The following is a 20,391-nucleotide window of genomic DNA, read 5'->3' on the forward strand; positions in this document are numbered from 1 at the left end:
CCTTTATTTGGCATTGTAGCTAAGCAGGTTTTTGCTCAGATCGTTACCAAAAAAGCTCCTGCCCTTTTCTGAACCGATGAATCTTTTCAGTATAAGGTCAGCTCCGTATTTGGTGTAATGATTTTCATCAAACATGTAAGGCGTGTTGTTTTCGCCAATTGGCGGAACATCACCATCGTTAATAATATTGATATAATCGGCACCCAGGTTTGCCTTGAGGTAATTGTTAATATCGAATGATTTTTGATGTTTGAAGTTTTTGGTGAGCGTGGTACCATATTGTATTTCTTTAGCCCGTACCAACGGATACGAAAGATTGTACACCTCATTTTGACCAATAACCACCACTTTAATGTTTAGCTTTTTAATGTGGTCAACTGTTTTCTTAATATCGTCAACAATTTGTTTTTCGGGCACGCGATAGTTGTACCAGTTAGCGCTGATGATCACGCCATCAATCTGCTCACGATTTTTAGGGATAAAATCATTATAAACATAATTGATCATGGCAAAGCAGTTAGCATTACCGTTCTCAGTCAAAACCGGGAAGCATCGGCTGGCTGTGGCCTGTATAAGGTGCGTATTGTTTTTGTTGAACAGTCCTTTTAACGATTGCGAGAAATGTGCCGCGTGGCTATCTCCAATCAATATATAATTTTTTTCGTTAGGCTTGGCCTTAACACATTTAGCGGTATCAAAAGCATGGTCGCCATCATATACGATGTTTAAGAAACAACAGCCTTCGTCAAATTGCTTATCACGTTCTTTACGATGAGTACTTGTAAATGTTGACAGGTATAACGATTCGTCGCTAAACATGGCCCGGTTGTTCAATACATAGGCGAATGAACATACTACCAGCGCTAATGCCATGTCAGTTACCAATATCCGGGTATTGTTCTCGTACTTTCTTGATTCTATTAATCTGAACGATAGTGTACCCAATACCATCGAAATAAAGATCATCAGCAAAATGCTCTGTGTATTTAATGGCACGCCTACATAGTTAAAATAAACATACACCGGCCAGTGCCACAGGTACAGTGAGTACGATATTTTGCCGATGAATTGTACCGGGGCGAATTTTAAAAAATCAAAATCGTTGTTTAATGTGATGGTCAAAAAGGTGGCGGTTACCGGTATCAGCGTGTAAAAATATGGCCAGCCCATGTTGTCCTTTAAAAACACAAGGCCGAGTAACAGCACGAGGTATGATAACAGAATATAACCTTTTTTGAATTTGATATTGCTCAAATAAGGCTCAAGCAAAAAAGCTACTCCGCCCATCATCATTTCCCATGATCGGCTTGGTAAAAGATAAAAGGCGGTAAGGCTGTATTTTTTATCTAAAACGAATGATGCTATGATGATAAGAACAGTGGCGCTAATAAAAATACCGATGAAAAGCGAACGCTTTTTAACCAGTTTGCTAAGCCACAGCAAAACTATTGGATAGAGCATATAAAACTGCCATTCAACCGATAATGACCAGGTGTGCAGAAATACATTGGTTTCTGACGATGGATCAAAATAACCGGAGTTTTTCCAGTAAAACATGTTTGATACAAACAGTAAACTAAAAAAGCCGCATTTAGAGTTGAAAGCGAAATCATCCGGAAAGAAAAGGAAATAACCTGCCAGCATTACAATGGCTATCATGCAAAGCAACGCAGGCACTATACGCTTAAGGCGTTTGCCGTAAAAGTTGGAGAGGGATAACTTGGTTTGGCTGATGTCGGTTATGATGATCTTACTCATCAAATAACCTGAAATTACGAAGAAGATATCAACGCCCGAAAAGCCGCCCTGAAAATAAGGCACCTTAAAATGGTAGAGTACAACACCAATAACCGCTATTGCGCGCAGGGCATTAATATCTGATCTAAACTTCAATTTAGTCATATCGAAAATTTAAGGCTTAAGAGTTCGATAGCAAAAATAGCAATATTGTGTGTATGGGCAACTTTAACGGGGTTTTTAGATAGGTGTTATTGTTGTTTTAAAATTAAAAGACCGGGCTTGATATCAACCCGGTCTTTAATGCTTTTACAACACGTGCTGAGCGAGTATGCGTTGCAGATCGTAAACATTTACTTGTTTGTTGAACTTTTTGGTGAGGCTGGGTTGTATTTCGCCCGATATCCAGATGCGCAGCTCGGCATCCAGGTCAAAATGCCCTGATGTTTGTACGCTGAACCTTGATATGCTTTTGTAGGCTATGGAGAGGTACTCAACCTTGCTGCCGGTTATGCCTTGCTTATCAACCAAAATAAGGCGTTTGTTGGTAAAGATGAATACATCGCGTATCAGCTTAAAGCCTATCTCAATGTTTTCGCCGTCTGTTAATAGGTTCGCGTATTCTTTGTTTAGTTCGTCGGGGTTTGCCACACCGGCATTGCCCAACAGGCTCGAGAAAAGTCCCATGGTTTGTGTTTTATGTGATGGTGTTTAAAAGCCCGAAAATAAAAAATGCCCTCATGATAATGAAGGCATCCTTATAATATTATTGAATTGATAATTAGCTTTTAACACGCTCAACATAAGCGCCGGTAGCGGTATCAACCTTAACCTTATCGCCAATGTTGATGAACAGAGGTACACGAATTTCGGCACCGGTTTCAACAGTAGCGCTTTTAAGGGCGTTGGTTGAGGTATCACCTTTAACGGCAGGCTCAGTATAAGTAATTTCCAGCTCGGCTGATGATGGCAGTTGCGCCATGATCGGTTCTTCGCTCTCGAAGGCAACAATAACGTTCACACCTTCTTTCAGGAAACGTACCGCGGCACCAAACAGGGCTTTAGGGATGTTATATTGCTCGTATGATGTATTGTCCATTACTACCAGCGCATCGCCATCCTCGTAAAGGTATTGGTAATCATTGGTTTCAACACGGGCAATGGTAACCTCCTCATCGGTACGGAAACGGTATTCAACCAGTTTGCCGGTTTTAACATTGCGCATACGTGCCTGGTAAAAAGCGCGTAAGTTACCCGGTGTGCGGTGTAAAAATTCTTCAACCTGCAATAACTCACCGTTAAAGCGTAATATATTGCCGTTCTTTACTTCTGATGCCTTCGACATAAAAAAATCTTATTTGAGGCGCAAACTTAGGAATTTGATTTGAGATTTGAGAGGTTAGATTTGAGATTTTGTACTTGAACACACCCGCTAATGGGTTAATTATAAACCCGCTAAGTAATTTTTAGAGGTGTGATTTTATCTCATATCTCACATCTGCTGTCTAAAATCTCTACTTATAATCCACTATACTCAATTGCTGTTTACAAAAGCTGTACTCGTGCTCCTGGTTGGAGCAGATAATGGTTAGGCGACCGACCGAGAAGCGCTCCACAAGGCTTAGGTACCAGTCAACGCCCTGTGTATCGAGGTTCGAGGTAGGTTCATCGAGCATCAGCATGGCCGTATCTGAGCAAAAGGCAAGGGCCAGCTTTAGCCGCTGTTTCATGCCTGATGAAAAGTATTTTACCAGCTTGTTTTTGCTGGCTTGCATGTTAAGCAAATCGATCAGTGTGTTTTTGTCGATACCGGCTTTGTATGCCTTGAATTTAAAGTGAAAGTCGATCACCTCGGCAAGGGTAAATTCCTCTATCAACTCCAGGTATGGCGCGGCTAAGCTAAGGTGTGTAAAAACTTTTTCAGCTTCCAAATCAGCACCATCAGCATTAAAAATGATACTACCCTTTGATGGCGACAAGCTACAATTAACTACCTGTAACAATGTAGACTTACCCGAGCCATTGGGCCCCAGCACAGCATAACTCTCACCTGATGTAAAGGTATAGTTCACCCCCTTAAATATCCAGTCGCGGTTAAAGCGTCGTCCTATATCGGTGAGGGTGATGGTCATTAGTTCATGGTTCATAGTTAATAGATCATGGTTAATAATTTATATCAGAAACGAATGCATCATCCGGCTATTAACTATGAACCATAAACTATGAACTGCTTGCTATATCCCAAACCCTTTCATAATACCCCTTTGTGAGTTCTGCACAAAGTTTACTATCTCGTCGCGCTCAACGGTTGGGCTGAACTGGGCCTCAATAATGTCGAGGGCTTTGGTAACATTGTATTTTTTAAGGAAGATGATACGGTATATCTCCTGTATCTCGTTAATAGTTTCGGCAGAGAAACCACGGCGGCGCAGGCCTACCGAGTTGATGCCGATGTACGATAATGGCTCACGACCGGCTTTGGTATACGGAGGTACATCCTTACGTACCAGTGATCCGCCCGATACCATGCTGTGCGCACCGATCTCCACAAACTGGTGCACGGCTGATGTACCACCAATAAAGGCATGATCGTACACATTGATGTGGCCGGCAAGCTGTACCGAATTGGCTATGATAACGTTGTTACCAACTACGCAATCGTGCGCTACGTGTACGTACGCCATCAGCAGGCAGTTATTGCCAATGGTGGTGGTATTCTTATCAAGCGCGGTACCGCGGTTAAGGGTTACACATTCGCGGATGACGGTATTATCGCCAATAGTAACGGTACTTGGTTCGCCTTTGTATTTCAGATCCTGCGGCGGAGCCGATACTACAGCCCCCGGGAATATACGGCAGTTTTTACCTATACGGGCGCCATCCATAATTACGCTGTTTGAGCCTACCCAGGTACCCTCACCAATCTCAACATCCTTATGTATGGTCACAAACGGTTCAATCACCACGTTGTCGGCAATGCGTGCCTGCGGGTGTATATATGCCAAAGGCTGTATCATGTATTATTCTTTATTTTTTGTTTTTACTATCTGAGCCATCAGTTCGGCTTCAACCACCACGCGATCGCCAACCAGGCCAACACCCTTCATTTGAGCGATGCCGCGGCGTATAGGCGCTATAAGGTCGCACCTGAATATAACGGTATCACCCGGTGTTACCTTATCTTTAAAACGCGCATTTTCTATTTTCAGGAAAAGTGTAATGTAATTTTCCGGATCAGGTACGGTATTCAACACCAATATGCCGCCTGTTTGTGCCATTGCCTCAATTTGTAACACACCAGGAAAAAGTGGTGCGCCGGGGAAATGACCCATAAACAGATCTTCGTTCATGGTAACGTTCTTTAAGCCTACAACGTGAGTTTTGGTAAGTTCCAATATCTTATCGATCATCAGGAACGGCTGGCGGTGCGGCAGTATGTTCATGATTTGCATGGTATCATATACCGGCTTCATGTTCGGGTCATAGACCTTAATGTATTTTTTGCTGCGCTCCTTTTTTATCAGGGCCTTTATTTTTTTGCCAAAAGCGACGTTTGCCGCATGACCAGGCCTTGCCGCCATGATATGACCCTTAAGCGGAACGCCTACCAATGCAAGGTCGCCAATCATATCAAGCAGTTTGTGCCTTGCCGGCTCATTTTGGTGGCGCAGCTCAATATTGTTCAGGATGCCTTGCGGGGCAACCTTAATATCCTTACGGTTAAATAGTTTAGCCAGATGAGCTAATTCCTCATCATCAACCTGCTTGTCAACAACAACGATGGCATTGTTCAGGTCGCCGCCTTTTATCAGGTTATGCTTAAGCAGCATCTCCAGCTCATGCAAAAAGCAGAAGGTACGGCATGATGCTATTTCCTTAGTAAACTCAGTAATGCTTGATATACTGGCGTGCTGGCTGCCCAATACGTCAGAGTTATAGTCAACCATACAGGTAAAGCGGTAATCATCAAGCGGCATGGCCACCATCTCCACTTTACGGTCGGCTTCGGTATAATGTATGTTGTGGGTAATATGGTAGTATTCACGGTCGGCTTCCTGCTCGGTAAAGCCATCGTTTGTTAACGCGTTAACAAACTCAATGGCGCTGCCATCCATAATCGGGATCTCAGGGCCGTCAACATCAATCAGTACGTTATCAACTTCCAGACCAACCAGGGCTGCCAATACGTGTTCAACGGTACTTACGCTTGCGCCGTTTTGCGATATGGTGGTACCGCGCGATGTATCGGTAACGTTATCCACATCGGCATCAATTACCGGTTGCCCCTCAACATCAACACGACGAAATTTGTAGCCGTGATTTTCGGGAGCGGGGTTAAAGGTCATGGTAACCTTTTCGCCGGTATGCAAACCGGTGCCTGAAACGGTTACAGGCGATTTAATAGTTCGTTGTTTTACGTTCATATAGTTAACATTAACTGCATTCATCACTTAGCATTGTGCAGTTGAATAATTATTTTTTCTAATTCGGCCACACGCTTTTCAAGCTCTGGTAAACGGCGAATATTTACATGAGCCTTAAAGTAATCCTTAAGCGGCATGTAAGGCGATCCGCCCCATTGCTTACCTTCTTCTTTTGTAGAGCTGTTTACCCCTGTTTGCGCCGAAAATTGCGAGCCTTTTAATATGGTTAAATGCCCCGCTACACCCACCTGGCCGCCTATAACAACCTGGTCGCCAATTTTGGTACTGCCTGATATACCGGCCTGCCCGGCTATAACCGTATTTGAGCCAATCTCAACATTATGCGCTATTTGCACCAGGTTATCAATTTTGGCACCCTTGCGTATAATGGTCGACCCCATGGTAGCGCGGTCGACAGCCGTATTAGCGCCTATTTCAACACCTTCCTCAATAATAACGTTGCCTATCTGGCTTATTTTTTTGTATGAGCCATCGGGGTTTGGGGCGAAGCCAAAGCCATCGCTGCCAATTACGGCACCTGAGTGAATTATGCTGTTATCGCCCACCACACAATCAAAATAAACCTTTACGCCGGCAAACAGCGTAACGTTACTGCCAATGGTAACATTATCGGCAATGTAGGTGTTGGGGTATATCTTGCTGTTATCGCCCACTTTGGCATTGGGGCCTATGTAAGCGAATGCCCCAATAAATACATTGTTGCCCACCTGCGCGGTAGGATGTATAAAGCTTGGCTGCTCAATACCGGTTTTATTAAGTTTAAGGGTGTTATACTGCTCAAGTAATACCGAAAAAGCACTATAAGCATCATCAACCCTGATAAGCGTAGCGCTTACGGGGGCTGTTAATACATAATCCTTATTAATAATAACTACCGAAGCGCCTGTGGTATACAGGTGCTGCTCGTATTTGGGATTAGCTAAAAATGATAGGGAACCCTGTGTAGCTTCCTCAATTTTAGCCAGTTTATCAACCGCTACCAAGGCATCACCTTCAACAGTTCCGTTCAATAATAAGCATATCTGCTGGGCGGTAAATTGCATCGCACAAAGTTATATGTTAATATTAAAGCAACAAATAGTACAAACGTTCATATTTTATGCCAATTGTTTAGGGTAGCACAGTATGTATTTGGTTACGGTTTTGGCTAATGCGGTAAGGTTGGCGTTATCGCTGGCGGTGGTAATATCCTTTATGCTACCATCCTTCATTAATATACGTATGTTGGTGTCATCCACCTTGTAAGCATCATTCAATACCTTATCGGTAAACACAAAAAAGGCGGCATCGTTTGTGCTAACACCATAATATACGGCTGCTTTTTGCAATAGGTTTTGCACCACCGCTTCATCCGGACTGGTATTGGTAATATCAACGTGAAATAAGTTGCGATAAACCAGGTTGCGGCATAGTGTTGACAGTATTACATCATCGCAGTTAACCCATACTTTTATGGCCGATGTTATGTCGGTATCGTCCATCTGCGCGAATATCTCCAGGTGTTCAGGGTTATGGATGAATTCTTCCCTGCTGATCTGATCATACAAAAAATAGCATAGCGCCGGTGTGCAAAACAGCTTTTTACCGCCAAGTGCCAGATCGCGTGCCCGTACCAGTATCTTGTTCAGCAACTGCTCGGCCGATATTACAGTTTTATGCAGATAAACCTGCCAGTACATTAGCCTGCGTGCTACCAGGAATTTCTCTATCGAGTAAATACCTTTTTCCTCAACCACTATCTGCCCATTGTGCAGGTTAAGCATTTTAATGATACGGTCGCTGCCTACAATGCCCTCGGTAACACCGGTAAAAAAGCTGTCGCGGTTCAGGTAATCCAATCGGTCCATATCCAACTGGCCCGATACCAGCTGATGCAAAAAGCGGCGCGGATAGGTATCGTTAAATATATTGATGGCCATATCCAACCGGCCGTCAAACTCAACATTAAGGCGTTGCATTAACATGGCCGATATATCCTCGTGGCTAATGCCTTGTACAATGGTGCTCTCCAGCGCGTGCGAGAAAGGGCCGTGCCCAACATCATGCAGTAGTATAGCAACGGTAACGGCTTCCTCCTCCTGTTCGCTTATCTCATGGCCTTTGTTGCGCAGGGTTTCAATGGCCAGCCCCATCAGGTGCATGGCGCCCAGCGCGTGGTGAAAGCGGGTGTGGATAGAGCCGGGATACACCATGTGTGTCATCCCCGATTGCTTGATGTAACGTAGTCGCTGAAAGTAACGGTGCTCAATTAAGCTGAACACCAATCCTTCAGGTATGCTGATGAATCCGTATACCGGATCATTTATGATTTTCTTTTTATTCAATGCTTTAAAAAACTGTGCAAATGTGTTAAATATGCTTAACTAAAGTATCTTATATTTGTTATTTTTTGTTAAACGCCTCTATTTACGAACAACAAAACCCACAATTTACGGTTATAACCCAACTAAATAAGAATACCATGCAAGATACCACCATATTATGGGCCGATGACGAGATCGACCTTTTAAAGCCCCATGTACTTTTTTTGAACGAGAAGGGTTATAAGGTAACTACCGTAACCAGCGGTAATGATGCCATTGAGGCTTTTAAGAACGGTTACTTTGACCTGGTTTTTCTGGATGAGAACATGCCGGGCTTAACCGGACTGGAAACCCTGTCGCAGATCAAGAGCTTAAATAATGATGTGCCCATTGTACTCATCACCAAAAGTGAGGAGGAATATTTGATGGAGGATGCCATCGGCTCAAAGATAGACGACTACCTGATAAAACCCGTACACCCAAAGCAGATACTGCTCACCATAAAAAAACTTACCGAGAACAAACGCCTGGTTACTGAGAAAACAACCATGGCCTATCAGCAGGATTTCCGTACGCTGGGCATGACGCTGAACGATAACCTGGATTACCAGGAATGGATAGAGGTATATAAAAAACTGATATACTGGGAGCTTGAGCTTGAGCAGTTGGAGGACGCCGGTATGCATGAGATACTTACCATGCAAAAGGCCGAGGCCAATACGCAGTTTTGTAAGTACATTGAAAAGAATTACCTGAACTGGATAAAAAACCCGGAGAGTGGCCCGATCAGCTCACCGCAACTGTTCAAGAAAAAGGTATTCCCGAGATTGGAAGATGATGGCAAACCGCTGTTTTTTATATTGATAGATAACCTACGTTACGATCAGTTCCGTATCATCAATCCGCTTATATCCGAATACTTCAGGCTGGAGGAAGAAGATATTTACTTTAGTATACTGCCTACGGCTACGCAATATGCCCGTAACGCCATATTCTCGGGCTTGATGCCATTGGAGATGGAGCGCCGTTTCCCTGATAAATGGCAGAATGATGAGGACGAGGGTGGCAAGAACCTGTTTGAGGAAGACTTTTTGGGCGATAACATTAAACGATCGTTACGTAAGGAGTGCAAATTCTCGTACCATAAAATATTGAACCTTGATGAAGGCCGTTCGCTGAACGAGTCGGTTAACAACCTGATGAAGAACGACCTGAACGTAGTGGTTTACAACTTTGTGGATATGCTATCGCACGCCCGTACCGATATGCAGATGATCCGCGAGCTGGCCAGCGATGATGCTGCCTACCGCTCGTTAACCCTGTCGTGGTTTGAGCATTCGCCGCTATTTGAGTTGCTGAAGTTTTTGGCGCAAAAACAGGTGAGGGTGATCATTACTACCGATCACGGTACTATCAAGGTTAAAAACCCAAGCAAAATCATCGGCGACCGTAATACCAATACCAACCTGCGTTATAAACAAGGGCGTAACCTTAACTTTAACGCTAAGGATGTGCTGCACATACGTAACCCGCACGATGCCATGCTGCCTAAGCTGCACGTAAGCTCAAGCTTTGTGTTCGCTAAAAACGATGGCTACTTTGTTTACCCGAATAACTATAACCACTTTGTGAACTTTTATAACGAAACCTTCCAGCATGGAGGTATATCGTTAGAGGAGATGATCATCCCGATAGCAACTTACGGACCTAAATAATTATTTTTGACTTAATGAATTTTGTCATTCGCCATGTGTAACCACTTTTAGTTTACATATGGCGAATTTTTATTAATTGAAAATTGTGACTAAGTGCAAATTAACGTTTTATCGCTAAGCGGATTACCCGATGCTGCCCAACAAATAATTACCCATGCGGGAGCAAATAGAATATTTGTTTTTTATGGCGATATGGGGGCGGGTAAAACCACATTGATAAAGGAACTGGCTGCCGCGCTTGGTGTTACCGAGGCGGTTACCAGTCCTACATTCTCTATAGTTAATGAGTATGTGATCGCTGATGGCAAGGTGTATCACTTTGATTTTTATCGCCTTAAAACCCAAAGCGAAGCGCTTGATATGGGGTATGAAGAATACTTTTACTCAGGCAATTATTGCTTTATTGAGTGGCCCGAAAAAATTCCTGATCTGCTGCCTGCTCATTATACCCGTGTTGCCATCACCGCTTTAAGTGATAACCAACGACAACTTGAGGTTGAAAATATTTAGGCCCGGTTATTGAATAATTCTGTATCTTCAACATCCGTAAAATTTATTGAAAGCCAAATGAGTTCAGGTAAATACAGCGGTTTTAGCGATGTGGCAAGGCAGGCATTGATGCAAACCCAGGAATCAATGCTGGAGGTTAAAACCCGCAAAAACAAGCTCTACATAGGTATACCTAAAGAAGTTTCGTTTCAGGAGAACCGCATACCGTTAACGCCGCTATCAGTAGCGTTGCTGGTAAACAACGGGCACGATGTAATGCTGGAAAGCAACGCCGGTAAAGCCGCCAACTTTTTGGATAAGGATTACAGCGAACAGGGTGGCCGTATAGTTTACGATACCAAAACCGTTTACGAGGCCGACATCATCATCAAGATAGCGCCGCCAACACTGGCCGAGATAGAACTGATGAAACCGGGGCAACTGCTGATATCAACCCTGCAACCGGCCACCATGAAGGCCGAGATTTTACAGGCCCTGCTCAATAAAAAGATCACAGCCATCAGCTTTGAGTATCTGCTTGATGAAGGCGGTACCCTTACCGTGGTGCGGGCCATGAGCGAGATAGTAGGCGCTACCTCCATATTGATAGCCGCCGAGTACCTGAGCAATGTTTTTGAAGGCAAAGGCTTAATGCTGGGTGGCATAACAGGCGTACCACCTACCGAGATAGTAATATTAGGTGCCGGTACCGTAGGCGAATATGCCGCGCGTACGGCCATATCATTAGGTGCTGAGGTTAAGGTTTTTGATCCATCTATATATAAATTACGCCGCTTACAAAATAACATAGGCAGCCGGGTATTTACTTCGGTAGTACAACCCATAGTGCTTGAAAAGGCAATTACCACCTGCGATGTGGCCATTGGCGCGCTGCGTGCACAGGCAGGCCGTAGCCCATGCATCATCAGCGAAGAAACGGTTAGTCGCATGAAACGCGACTCGGTGATTATTGATGTAAGCATTGATCAGGGTGGCTGCTTTGAAACATCAGAGGTTACCAACCATACCAACCCGGTTTTCCGCAAGTACGATGTGATACATTATTGCGTACCCAACATAGCCTCGCGTGTGGCACGTACCGCAACCTATGCGCTCACTAATATTTTCGCCCCTATATTGGTTGATATTGGCGATCATGGTGGCATCAAGAACGTGATATGGCAAAAAGCCGGTGTGCGCAACGCCGTTTACATTTACCAGGGGCACCTCACCAATAAACATTTGGGCGAGCGTTTCAACATCCCTTGTAAAGATCTGGATTTGCTTATCGTATCAAGCATATAATGCCTATGCGGTTGCTGGTTGTGGTTTGTATGCTCTGTTTGCTGAACATCACAGCCGGTGCGCAGGTATACAAGTATATCGATAGCAATAAAATTACCGCCTACACGGCTTATAAAAAGCAGGTTAACGCTGATCCGGAAAAACGGCTCGTCAATCTTAAAGATTTTATCCCTGGTTTGGTGCTTGATATCCGGTACGCCACAACCAATAACTTTACCGGGCAGCGCGTGTATAATAGCGCTATGGCCTTTGCCCGCATGCCGGTGGCACAAGCGTTAAAAAGTATTCAGGCCGAATTAAAAAAGAAAGGCCTCGGCTTAAAAATTTATGATGCCTATCGCCCGTATGCCATCACCGTTAAGTTTTTTGAGATAGCTAAGGATACCACCTTTGTTGCCGACCCGCGCAAAGGCTCGCGCCATAACCGTGGCTGCGCTATCGATCTCACTATTATCAACCTTAAAACCGGCCACGAGTTGGATATGCCTACCGGTTATGATAGCTTTACCCCGCAAGCATCCGCTAATTATAAAAACCTGTCTGCAAAAAAGCGAACCAACCGTCAACTGCTTCGTAGCGTTATGGAGCGGCATGGTTTCAAAGTATACTCCAGCGAATGGTGGCACTTTGACTATATCGGTTGGGAACGTTTTGAGCTGCTTAACATTCCCTTTGCGCAATTGTAATGATACTTTTGCGTGCATAATGCCTCAAAGGCATCATAATTGCTTTTTACAGTAAAACATTACTATCTGCAAGGCTGTTAGCCTTAGTGTTCAAAAAACAATACATACTGTGCGCCTATGAAAATGTTCAGCAAAGAATATCTTAAACAATTTTGGAAAGTACTGATGGCCACCTTCAGTAATTTTGGTGCCGATAACGGTTTAAAGCTGAGCGCATCGCTGGCTTATTATACCATATTTTCGTTAGCGCCATTGCTGCTGCTGGTACTATCACTTGCCGGCCTTTTTTTAAGAGAGGATGACTTTCGTAATGATTTTTATGCGCAGATACAACAATATATAGGCCCACAGGGAACGGCGCAAATAAAAAGCACTATAGCATCGCAGGATATAGCCGGTAAAAGCGGCATAGGTCTGGTTATAAGTATAGTTACACTATTACTTGGTGCAAGCAGTATATTTTTAGAGATACAGGATTCACTTAACCTGATATGGCGTGTTAAAGCCAAACCCAAAAAGGGCTGGGTTAAAATGTTGCAAAACCGTTTCTTATCATTTTCACTTATAGTTAGTTTGGGCTTTTTGCTGCTGGCATCTTTACTGGTAAACATTGTTATTAGCGCGGTTAGCAAAAAATTGGCGGTAATGTTGCCTGATTTTTTGGGAGAAACATTCTTGTTTGCTGTTAATTTTGCTATCACCCTGATAGTGATATCCGTGCTGTTCGGTATTATATTTAAGGTATTGCCCGATGTTAAAATAAAATGGAAAGATGTGCGTGCAGGGGCAATATTCACGGCCTTTTTGTTCATATTAGGCCAGTATATTATCAGCTTATATATACAATATACAGCTACGGGTTCTATTTATGGCACGGCAGGATCGATCATTATTATATTAGTTTGGATATATTATACCGCTGCCATTTTATACGTAGGCGCCGAGTTTACACAAGTATTTGCCGAAGCCCAGGGCAGCCGTATTGAACCGGCTCCTTATGCTGTAGTGATCAGGCAAACAGAATATGAAAGCAAAACCGCCGAAATGCCGCTGCAAAACCCCGAACTGGAAGGTGTGCTGAAATGCGATACCGACGATAAGGGTAAACCCGAATGCGAGGATGAAATAAAATCCTGATAATTAATTTGTTTTATGGCTGGTATAGTTAGTAAATTTATATACCAGTTATAAAACCAAATTGAAATTTCCGGGCGCTCATCGGTTCCGCTTACGGGTGGCACTATGCTTTATTGCTATATGGTGCGCATTGGTAAGCACTGCCCAAGCCCAGCACTTTGATATTGATGGTCCCCGTAAAAAGGTAACGCTGCCTTTTAAGTTCGAACGTAATTCTGTAATCATCCCGGTAACCATAAACGGTAATGGTCCCTACAATTTTATTTTAGATTCGGGAGTTGGGCTGATGCTGATCACTGAGCCTAAATTAGTCGACTCATTAAACATTAGCTACAAACGGCTGGTTACTATCCCCGGCCTCGGCGAGGGCGATGATGCTCAGGCCTACATAACCGGTCAGTTAGATGTAAGCGTACCGGGTGTTAAGGGATATGGTATATCTGCCGCTATACTAAAAACAGATAACCTCAATCTGTCCGGCTTTGTGGGGATGCCAATTCACGGAATTATAGGCTACGAGTTTTTTAACAACCTGATAGTGCAGGTAAACTTTGCCGATACAGTACTGAACATCTATCGGCCTAAAGACATTACCCGTATAAAAAGGAAAGGCACTAAAGTGCCGCTGCTGGTCGAAGAAAAGAAACCCTACCTTATCAGCAAGGTTACGCTGCCCGATGGTTCATCATCCATGAATAAATTGTTGATCGATCTGGGGGCTGGCCATGCGCTCTCGCTCGATTACCTGCTGCAAAAAAAAGGTATGCCCGATAAGTTCATCGCCGGTAATTTGGGTATGGGCCTTAACGGGCCTATCACCGGGTTTATTAGCCGGGCAAAACTGCTTGATCTGGGTGGCTATCATGTCGTAGCGCCGCTTACCGCCTTTCCGGATGCTAATAATACCAATATCAAACCATCGGTACCGCGGGACGGTAACGTAGGTATGGAGATCTTAAAGCGTTTTAAGGTGACGTTTGATTATACGGGTGGTGCCGTATACCTCAAAAAGGGATACGGATTTAAGGAGCCTTTTGAACACGATATGACGGGTATTGAATATTATGCCTCGGGGCCGGGGCTGGAGCATATTATTATTAGTAGAGTAGAGCCAGGCTCATCCGGTTATGATGTTGGGCTTGAACGGGGGGATGAGATAGTAGCTATAAACTTTAAACCTGTTTACAAGATGAGCCTGGAGGAGATCGACAACCTTTTTAAATCAAGGCATGAGCGCACCATGCTGCTCGAAATATACCATAGTGGCAAAACCGACCATGTGGTGCTTACTTTGAAACGCAGGATCTGAGTCATGGACTTACTTAAGCTGACTCAGATTATCAAAAAATGCCGATTGTAGATCAAGTAGCGAGCGAACGGGTATTTTTTCGCCGTAAACATCAAAGCATAAGTACTTTGACTTGCCCGGATCATCTGTTTTTTCTTTTTCTATTAAGTTAAATGTTTCAAAAAAATAATGCTTAGTAGTTACATTATCTTTGCTTGTTTGTGAGTTGAGCCTGAACCCGACTTTGTCGATCCATTTGTGGACTCTGCTGTGTAATGATGCTCGTAACTTTGCCATAGGATTGATATTTAACTTATTAACGGATTTAAAAAAAGAAATGTTGCCGTTTTTTACAATTAGTTTATAAACAGTTGTTATAAAATTAAACCACTTGCGTTGTTTTGAAGCTAAATCGTGGTTTTTACCAATGGTTAAATTTCTTTATTTACAACAGGAGTGTTTAAACATTGTAATATTGTAGCATGAGAGCAGTACTACAACGAGTGAGCGAGGCCGCCTGCCGTGTTGATGGCGATATTACCGGGCAAATTGAAGCCGGTTTTTTGGTTTTATTAGGTATTGAAGATGCCGATACCACCGACGATGTACAGTGGCTGGCCCAAAAGATAGCCAACATGCGTGTATTTGGTGATGAGAACGGGCTGATGAATAAAGCCCTGGCCGATATTGATGGCGGCATACTGCTGATATCGCAATTCACACTGTTCGCGCAAACTAAAAAGGGTAATCGTCCGTCTTTCATTCGTGCTGCCCGGCCTGATAAGGCTATTCCCCTTTATGAGCAAATGATAGTTGAGCTGGAAAAACTCACCGGCAAACCCACCGCCACCGGTATTTTTGGTGCCGATATGAAGATAAGCCTGATCAATGATGGCCCGGTAACCATCACTATAGATACAAAGGTGAAGGAATAAACTCCTTTCCGGAAAAAAATAAAGATATTGATTTATGGAAATTAAGGAAGCGCAGCATCTTGTTGATAGCTGGATAAAAACTATGGGTATAAGGTATTTTAACGAGTTGACCAATACCGCCATTTTAATGGAAGAAGTAGGTGAGGTGGCCCGCATTATGGCCAGGCAGTACGGCGAGCAATCGTTCAAAAAATCGGACATGGAGGTTAACCTGGCCGATGAAATGGCCGATGTGCTGTTTGTGCTGATATGCCTGGCCAACCAAACGGGCATTGACCTTACCGACGCGCTGTTAAAAAACCTCGATAAAAAAAGTATCCGCGATGCCGAGAGGCACAAGAACAACGAGAAATTAAAATAACAGGATATGAAAAAGTTTGCGCTTGCTGCCATGGTGGCATTGGTTATTTCGGGATGCCAGGATAAAAAAGGAGTTTCATATGGTTTTGCGGGGGATGATGAAACAATTGTAAATGATGTTATATTAACAGAACCTCCGGCTGGTAATCAGGTATCAAAGCTTGCAAATAAACCTGCACCCGCAGATGCTACCACCAAAAAGATAATTAAAGAGGGTAACATCAATTTTGAAACCAACGATATAGCCAAGGCGCGCAAACGTGTAACCGACGCCTTAAAAACCGTAGGCGGTTATGTAAGCGAGGAACGTCAGGCAAATAACAGTTACGAAAAACGCAATGAATATACCTTAGACGTACGTATCCCTGCCGCTAAGTTTGATGGCTTTTTGAAGGAGATCACCGCCGCGGGCGACCGTATTGAATCAAAGAACATTCGCTCCCGCGATGTTACCGCCGAGTATATTGACGTAACCACCCGTCTCAACAACAAAAAGGCTTTAGAGAAACGCTACCTTGAACTACTGGCCAAAGCCGGTAAAATGGCCGACGTACTCGAAATTGAGAACAAGCTGAATGAGGTACGTACTGATATTGAGAGCAGCCAGGGGCAGTTAAACTATCTCAACAAACAAATTGATTACAGCTCGTTAAGCATTACCTTTTATACCCAACAATCAGTTAAGGATAACGGCCAGGGTTTTGCCTACCGTTGGCAAAAATCTATTGGTGATAGCTGGAATATCGCGGTAACGCTTTTCTTTGGCATTATAACCCTATGGCCGGTATGGCTGCTTACCGCCGCTGTTATTTATGTTATACGCCGGATGATTAAACGCCGCAGGGCAAAACGTGCTCAGCAAAATAGCTAAACGCTCAATTTAACCAACTTATCACCCTTTAAAACGGGGATGGCGGTGGTAAGGTCAACGTTGAGACAAAAGGCAATATCTTTTTCAATGCCCAGCTGCTTGAGGCGTTCGCTGTGCGATGTTTTGCTGAGATAACCGGCCAGGTCATCCTTAGCAAGCTGAAACAGGTCGTTAGCGGCAATAGCCGGGTCGTCCGTGCGATGGGCCGAGCCTTTAAGCTGTTCAACCACGGCACCGGCAAACAGGGTGTCCTCCAGGTTAAAATTGTTCTTCCAGCCCGAGCATACCAGCAAAATGTTTTCATGCTGATCGCGAAGCCAGTTACAAAGCGCGGTAATATTCAGGAATGAACCGATAACGATCTGCTTCGCGCTGCGCGACAGGTGCAGCGCGTGCGTACCGTTGGTAGTGGTAAGCACCACGGTTTTGCCCGATACCTTTTCGGCAGTGTACGAGAATGGTGAGTTACCAAAATCAAACCCGGTAACCACCCGGCCATCGCGCTCGGCAGCCAACAGGTAGCTTAGCCCTTTTTCGCGATAAGCGGCACATTCTTCTACCTGCGATACGGGGATGATAGCCTCGGCGCCGTTTTCAATACCGTAGCAAATTGATGTTGTGGCGCGAAAAATATCAATCACCACAACAATAAAATCTTCAACCTTGTAAAGCGGCAGCAGAGCAGGGGTTAGGCAAACCTCTAACCTTGGGCAAGCTGTTGTTGCGCTGTTTGTTTGGTTAACCAATTTGGGTATGGTTTATTTGTAAAAAGGAGGTTTTGCAACCTTGGCCTTTACTTTGTTATCACGTATCTTGATGTATATCTCGGTGCCCTCTTTAGCAAAGGCGTTGGCCACATAACCCAGGCCAATAGCTTTTTGTAACGATGGCGATTGCGTGCCCGATGTTACACGACCGATGTTGTTACCTTCCGCATCAACTATCTCATAATCGTGGCGTGGTATACCGCGGTCTATCATTTCAAAACCTACCAGCTTTTTGCTAACTCCGGCTTGCTTTTGTGCAGCCAGATCTGCCGAGTTGGTAAACTCCTTGCTGAATTTGGTTACCCAGCCCAAACCAGCCTCAAGCGGCGAGGTGGTATCATCAATATCATTACCATACAGGCAGAAACCCATCTCCAGACGCAGCGTGTCACGAGCGCCCAAACCGATAGGTTTGATACCAAATGGTTCACCGGCTTTAAAAATAGCATCCCAAATAGCTTCGGCATTGGCATTATCAAAGTATATCTCAAAACCACCAGCGCCGGTGTAACCCGTTGCTGATACCAACACGTTTTCAATACCTGCGAAAGTGCCTTTGTTAAAGGTATAATACTCCATTGATGCCAGGTCGATATCGGTCAGGCTTTGCAAAGCTTCGGCAGCTTTAGGGCCTTGTACGGCAAGCAGTGAGGTGCGGTCTGATATATCTTTCATATCAACACCATTGGTATTGAATTTTGATATCCAGTTCCAATCCTTTTCAATGTTCGATGCGTTAACTACCAGCATGTAGGTTTTCTCGTCAATACGATAAACCAGCAGGTCGTCAACAATACCGCCGTCCTCATTTGTCAGGCATGAGTATTGCACCTTACCATCATACAGCTTTGAGGCATCGTTGCTGGTTACACGCTGTATCAGATCAAGCGCGTTATCACCTTTCAGGATGAATTCGCCCATGTGGCTAACATCAAACACGCCAACGGCTTTGCGTACGGTATCATGTTCAGCGTTAATGCCAACGTATTGTACAGGCATATTGTAACCGGCAAAAGGCACCATTTTAGCGCCCGCCTTAATGTGTATATCAGTTAATGCGGTATTTTTCATTTCAGTTAATATGCCGCAAAAGTAGTAAAAAAATACGCTGATTTTTAGGGCTTGCCCAAATGGCGGTAATACTCAATAAGGCGGTTGGTAACGGCGGTAACATTATGCCTTTCCTCAACCAGTTTGCGGGCATTCAGGCCAATGCGGCGGCAATATTGCTCGTCGGCAATGCAGCGTTTAATGGCCATAAAAAACTCGGCGCGGGTATTGGCAATAATAATGTTTTGCCCGTGGGTATATTCAATACCCTCGGCACCTAATGATGTGGATATGATGCACTTTTGCATAGCCATGCCCTCCACTATCTTTACCCGCATACCACCGCCCGATAGCAGGGGCACTATCATGATGGCCTTGTTATTCACAAAATCAAGGGCATCATCAACCTCCCCTTGTATGTATATTTTGCCGGGTACCTCGTAATCGTCAAACGTTTCAGGTATATCGTTACCGGCCAGGTAAAAACGTACACGCAGATCGCCCTCACTTAAATCGGCATGAAAATTATCAATGAACCATTCAATGCCCTCCAGGTTAGGCATCCAGCCTAATGATCCTAAAAAGAATAAGCTCGGGAATTCGGTACGGCTGGTATCCGGTTGGTATTTGTTGAGTTCAATGCTGATGGGTAGTATCTCTACCGGGGCTTTGGTGCCGTATTCAAGCATGCATTTCTTATCCTGATCGGTAAATGCTATGATGCCATCAAACCGGCTAAGCTGATTGATCTCATAAGCCTTAATGCGTTTGGCCAGCAGTAGCAGGTATATTTTTTTAAACGGATCGGCCTTGCGTTGCGCTATGCGCTGCCACACCAGGTGCTCAATATTATGTGCGCGATAGATCACCTTCGCCTTTGAGTGTTTTTTTACCGTGCTGAGGTATGGGGTAACAAACAAGCCCTCAAACTGCACAATATCATAAGTATTATTACGCAATTCGTCAATCAGTATCTTATCTGCCCGTTCGTCAAAATACTTATCAATAAACGGTACGGCAGCGGTAAATAAACTGATGAATGCCTTGAATATGCCTATGCGGGTATCAACACTGCAATGGCGATAAGCTATCTTTTCGAGTATATCGTCCGACTCGTAATGGCGGTCGGTAATCTGTTTTTCATCTAATGATATCAGCGTAACCGTATGCCCCTGCGCAAGCAAGCCTTTTATGGTGTTATATACCACAATAGGGTATCCGCCGTTCTGCGGAAACAAAGCACGGTGTGTTAGTATCAGTATCTTCAAAACAGCCGAAATGCAGGTTTACCTAACAAATGTAT

The 20,391-nt window shown here is 44.1% G+C and carries 21 protein-coding genes; 9 read left to right on the forward strand and 12 right to left on the reverse strand.

From position 1 onward, the window contains the following. Window positions 1-3: 3 nt before the first annotated feature. The 8 genes from IM792_RS14190 to IM792_RS14225 form a co-directional block, all read right to left on the reverse strand. A complete protein-coding gene (locus IM792_RS14190; protein ID WP_194102544.1) occupies window positions 4-1,902 on the reverse strand; it encodes an acyltransferase family protein in 1,899 nt (632 codons plus the stop codon). A gap of 144 nt (window positions 1,903-2,046) precedes the next feature. Continuing rightward, window positions 2,047-2,424 (reverse strand): PH domain-containing protein, encoded by a 378-nt coding sequence (locus tag IM792_RS14195; protein WP_194102545.1) that lies wholly within the window; start codon window positions 2,422-2,424, stop codon window positions 2,047-2,049. Between the two features lie 94 nt (window positions 2,425-2,518). Then, complete coding sequence (gene efp / locus IM792_RS14200; RefSeq protein ID WP_194102546.1) at window positions 2,519-3,082, reverse strand: elongation factor P; 564 nt, start codon at window positions 3,080-3,082, stop codon at window positions 2,519-2,521. A 169-nt stretch (window positions 3,083-3,251) separates the two neighbouring features. Beyond that, the gene (locus IM792_RS14205; RefSeq protein ID WP_194102698.1) at window positions 3,252-3,869 is read right to left on the reverse strand and encodes an ATP-binding cassette domain-containing protein; all 618 of its coding nucleotides are present in this window, start codon (window positions 3,867-3,869) and stop codon (window positions 3,252-3,254) included. Window positions 3,870-3,971: 102 nt separating this feature from the next. Continuing rightward, entirely contained in the window at window positions 3,972-4,754 is a 783-nt protein-coding gene (gene lpxA / locus IM792_RS14210) for an acyl-ACP--UDP-N-acetylglucosamine O-acyltransferase (RefSeq protein WP_194102547.1), read from the reverse strand. 3 nt (window positions 4,755-4,757) lie between these two features. Beyond that, complete coding sequence (locus IM792_RS14215; RefSeq protein WP_194102699.1) at window positions 4,758-6,161, reverse strand: bifunctional UDP-3-O-[3-hydroxymyristoyl] N-acetylglucosamine deacetylase/3-hydroxyacyl-ACP dehydratase; 1,404 nt, start codon at window positions 6,159-6,161, stop codon at window positions 4,758-4,760. A 23-nt stretch (window positions 6,162-6,184) separates the two neighbouring features. After that, entirely contained in the window at window positions 6,185-7,225 is a 1,041-nt protein-coding gene (lpxD, locus tag IM792_RS14220) for a UDP-3-O-(3-hydroxymyristoyl)glucosamine N-acyltransferase (RefSeq protein ID WP_194102548.1), read from the reverse strand. 54 nt (window positions 7,226-7,279) lie between these two features. Further along, window positions 7,280-8,506: an HD domain-containing protein gene (locus IM792_RS14225; RefSeq protein ID WP_194102549.1), complete on the reverse strand. Its 1,227-nt coding sequence runs from the start codon at window positions 8,504-8,506 to the stop codon at window positions 7,280-7,282. A 137-nt stretch (window positions 8,507-8,643) separates the two neighbouring features. Here IM792_RS14225 and IM792_RS14230 point away from each other — a divergent pair, with 137 nt between their 5' ends. The 6 genes from IM792_RS14230 to IM792_RS14255 all read left to right on the forward strand — a co-directional run bounded on the left by IM792_RS14230 (window position 8,644) and on the right by IM792_RS14255 (window position 15,126). Then, entirely contained in the window at window positions 8,644-10,200 is a 1,557-nt protein-coding gene (locus IM792_RS14230; protein WP_194102550.1) for a bifunctional response regulator/alkaline phosphatase family protein, read from the forward strand. Window positions 10,201-10,293: 93 nt separating this feature from the next. Further along, window positions 10,294-10,710 carry a tRNA (adenosine(37)-N6)-threonylcarbamoyltransferase complex ATPase subunit type 1 TsaE gene (gene tsaE / locus IM792_RS14235; RefSeq protein ID WP_194102551.1) on the forward strand — a complete coding sequence of 139 codons (417 nt, stop codon included), beginning with the start codon at window positions 10,294-10,296 and terminating at the stop codon, window positions 10,708-10,710. Window positions 10,711-10,767: 57 nt separating this feature from the next. Next, window positions 10,768-11,994, forward strand: a complete 1,227-nt coding sequence (locus tag IM792_RS14240) for an alanine dehydrogenase (protein WP_194102552.1) — start codon at window positions 10,768-10,770, stop codon at window positions 11,992-11,994. Window positions 11,995-11,999: 5 nt separating this feature from the next. Then, window positions 12,000-12,680: a M15 family metallopeptidase gene (locus IM792_RS14245; protein WP_228085121.1), complete on the forward strand. Its 681-nt coding sequence runs from the start codon at window positions 12,000-12,002 to the stop codon at window positions 12,678-12,680. Window positions 12,681-12,797: 117 nt separating this feature from the next. Beyond that, a complete protein-coding gene (locus tag IM792_RS14250) occupies window positions 12,798-13,817 on the forward strand; it encodes a YihY/virulence factor BrkB family protein (RefSeq protein ID WP_194102553.1) in 1,020 nt (339 codons plus the stop codon). Window positions 13,818-13,878: 61 nt separating this feature from the next. After that, complete coding sequence (locus IM792_RS14255) at window positions 13,879-15,126, forward strand: PDZ domain-containing protein (RefSeq protein ID WP_194102554.1); 1,248 nt, start codon at window positions 13,879-13,881, stop codon at window positions 15,124-15,126. Between the two features lie 9 nt (window positions 15,127-15,135). Here IM792_RS14255 and IM792_RS14260 read toward each other — a convergent pair whose 3' ends face one another. Then, entirely contained in the window at window positions 15,136-15,402 is a 267-nt protein-coding gene (locus IM792_RS14260) for a hypothetical protein (protein WP_194102555.1), read from the reverse strand. Window positions 15,403-15,587: 185 nt separating this feature from the next. Here IM792_RS14260 and dtd point away from each other — a divergent pair, with 185 nt between their 5' ends. The 3 genes from dtd to IM792_RS14275 are packed head-to-tail and all read left to right on the forward strand — an operon-like array spanning window position 15,588 to window position 17,271. Next, on the forward strand, window positions 15,588-16,040 hold the full coding sequence (dtd, locus tag IM792_RS14265) for a D-aminoacyl-tRNA deacylase (RefSeq protein ID WP_194102556.1): 453 nt from the start codon (window positions 15,588-15,590) through the stop codon (window positions 16,038-16,040). Between the two features lie 34 nt (window positions 16,041-16,074). Then, complete coding sequence (locus IM792_RS14270; protein WP_194102557.1) at window positions 16,075-16,401, forward strand: nucleotide pyrophosphohydrolase; 327 nt, start codon at window positions 16,075-16,077, stop codon at window positions 16,399-16,401. 6 nt (window positions 16,402-16,407) lie between these two features. Then, window positions 16,408-17,271 (forward strand): DUF4349 domain-containing protein, encoded by an 864-nt coding sequence (locus IM792_RS14275; RefSeq protein WP_194102558.1) that lies wholly within the window; start codon window positions 16,408-16,410, stop codon window positions 17,269-17,271. Here IM792_RS14275 and IM792_RS14280 read toward each other — a convergent pair. Genes IM792_RS14280 through IM792_RS14290 form a run of 3 tightly spaced genes read right to left on the reverse strand, consistent with a single transcriptional unit; the run spans window position 17,268 to window position 20,356 of the window. Continuing rightward, entirely contained in the window at window positions 17,268-18,017 is a 750-nt protein-coding gene (locus tag IM792_RS14280) for a 2-phosphosulfolactate phosphatase (protein ID WP_194102559.1), read from the reverse strand. The two genes, IM792_RS14275 and IM792_RS14280, sit on opposite strands and share 4 nt — an antisense overlap. A 12-nt stretch (window positions 18,018-18,029) precedes the next feature. Next, on the reverse strand, window positions 18,030-19,109 hold the full coding sequence (gene gcvT / locus IM792_RS14285) for a glycine cleavage system aminomethyltransferase GcvT (RefSeq protein ID WP_194102560.1): 1,080 nt from the start codon (window positions 19,107-19,109) through the stop codon (window positions 18,030-18,032). A 44-nt stretch (window positions 19,110-19,153) separates the two neighbouring features. Further along, a complete protein-coding gene (locus IM792_RS14290) occupies window positions 19,154-20,356 on the reverse strand; it encodes a glycosyltransferase family 4 protein (protein ID WP_194102561.1) in 1,203 nt (400 codons plus the stop codon). Window positions 20,357-20,391 lie beyond the last annotated feature (35 nt).

This window comes from Mucilaginibacter sp. JRF, from assembly GCF_015223065.1.
GTDB lineage: Bacteria > Bacteroidota > Bacteroidia > Sphingobacteriales > Sphingobacteriaceae > Mucilaginibacter.